This window comes from Nonomuraea sp. NPDC005650, assembly GCF_040605375.1.
Taxonomy (GTDB): Bacteria; Actinomycetota; Actinomycetes; order Streptosporangiales; family Streptosporangiaceae; genus Nonomuraea.
This window is the reverse complement of record NZ_JBEXCR010000132.1, coordinates 1-1,961: the sequence shown is the minus strand read 5'-3', so window position 1 is coordinate 1,961 and position 1,961 is coordinate 1. Positions and strand designations below refer to the sequence as shown.

The window sequence follows — 1,961 nt, the reverse complement described above, 5'->3', positions numbered from 1 at the left end:
GACAGGGCGAGGTCGTGGAGCGGGAGGTCCGGGTGGGCGGCGAGGTGGCCGGCCAGGCGGGCGGCCTGGGCGGCCAGGCTGACCTGGTCGCGAGCCGACAGGGTCACCGGCACCAACGGCAGGGAGGGCGAAGCCTCAGCACCCGCGGCCGTGCTCGTGAGGGCGGGTTGAGGGGCTTGTTCGAGGATGAGGTGGGCGTTGGTGCCGCTGATGCCGAAGGAGGAGACGGCGGCGCGGCGGGGTTTGCCGGTGTGGCCGGGCCAGGTCTGGGAGTGCCGCAGGAGACGGACCCGGCCCTGTTCCCAGTCGACGTGGGTGGTGGGGGTGGAGATGTGCAGGGTCTGGGGGAGGAGCCCCTCGCGGGCGGCCAGGACCATCTTGATCACCCCCGCCACGCCGGAGGCGCATTGGGTGTGGCCGAGGTTGGACTTCACGGTGCCCAGCCACAAGGGGTCTTCTTCGGCACGGGCTCCGTACACCTCAAGGAGGGCCTGTGCCTCGATGGGGTCGCCGAGTTTGGTGCCGGTGCCGTGGGCCTCGACCGCGTCGATGTCACCCGGAGCCAGGCCCGCGTTGGCCAGCGCCTGGCGGATGACCCGCTCCTGGGAGGGGCCGTTGGGGGCGGACAGTCCGTTGCTGGCGCCGTCCTGGTTGACCGCCGACCCGCGGATCACGCCCAGCACCCGGTGGCCGTTGGCCTGCGCGTCCGACAACCGCTCCAGCAGCAGGATGCCCACGCCCTCGGAGAACACGGTGCCGTCGGCCTCGTCGGAGAACGCCTTGCACCGGCCGTCCCGCGCCAGCCCCCGCTGACGGCTGAACTGGACGAACAGCTCGGGGTTGGGGAGCACGGTCACGCCGCCCGCGAGTGCCAGCGTGCTTTCGCCCCTGCGCAGGGACTCGCAGGCCAGGTGGACGGCGACGAGCGAGGAGGAGCAGGCGGTGTCCACCGTCAGGGCCGGGCCTTCGAGGCCCAGGTTGTAGGACACGCGCCCCGACATGACCGAGCTGGACGTGCCCGTGACCAGGTAGCCTTCGACGTCGGCCGACGGTGACTCCGAGCCGTACCCGGTGTGGGTTCCGCCGATGAAGACGCCGGTGGGGGTGCCGCGGAGGGTCCCCGGGTCGATCCCGGCCCGCTCCAGCACCTCCCACGACGTCTCCAGCAGCAACCGCTGCTGCGGGTCGATCGCGATCGCCTCACGCGGGCTGATCCCGAAGAAGCCCGCGTCGAACCCGGCCGCGTCCTTCAGGAACCCACCCTCACGCAGGTACGTGGTCCCCACGTGATCCGGATCCGGGTCGTACAACGCCTCCAGGTCCCAGCCCCGGTCCTCGGGGAAGGACGAGATCCCCGAACGGCCCTCGACCAGCATGTCCCACAGGTCCTCCGGCGAGTTCACCCCGCCGGGGTAGCGGCAGCTCATCGCCACGATCGCGATCGGCTCCCCCACCCCGGCGGCCGTGGTCGTGGCGGCGGCCCGCGCCGGACCCGCCACCGCCCCTGCCGCGTCGCCGGTGACCCGCCGCAGCAGGTGCGCGGCCAGGGCGTTCGGCGTGGGGTGGTCGAACACCAGCGTCGCGGGCAGCTTCATCCCCGCCGCCCGGCCCAGCCGGTTCCGCAATTCCACCGACGTCAGCGAGTCGAAGCCCAGATCCTTGAACGGGCGTCCGGCCTGGATCTCCTCTCCCGAGGCGTGTCCCAGCACCGCCGCGGCCTCCGCGCACACCAGTTGCACGAGCACGTGTTCCTGCTCGGCCGTGGGCAGGCCCGCCAGACGGCGTTCCAGCGCCGACCCGCCACCGGAAACAGTTTCGGTGCGGGCGGCACGGCGCGTGGGCGTGCGAGCCAGCCCACGCAGTATCGCCGGTACGCCGTCGGGGCGGTTGCTGAGGGTGTGGGTGTTGATGGGGAGGGGGAGGAGGTGGGGTTGGGGTGTGGTCAGGGCGGTGTCGAGGAG

At 72.5% G+C, this 1,961-nt stretch carries 1 protein-coding gene; it reads right to left on the bottom strand.

The window, feature by feature from the left end:
* The coding region (locus ABZS69_RS66995) for a beta-ketoacyl synthase N-terminal-like domain-containing protein (RefSeq protein WP_355395644.1) at positions 1-1,961 on the bottom strand (1,961 nt) is incomplete at both ends.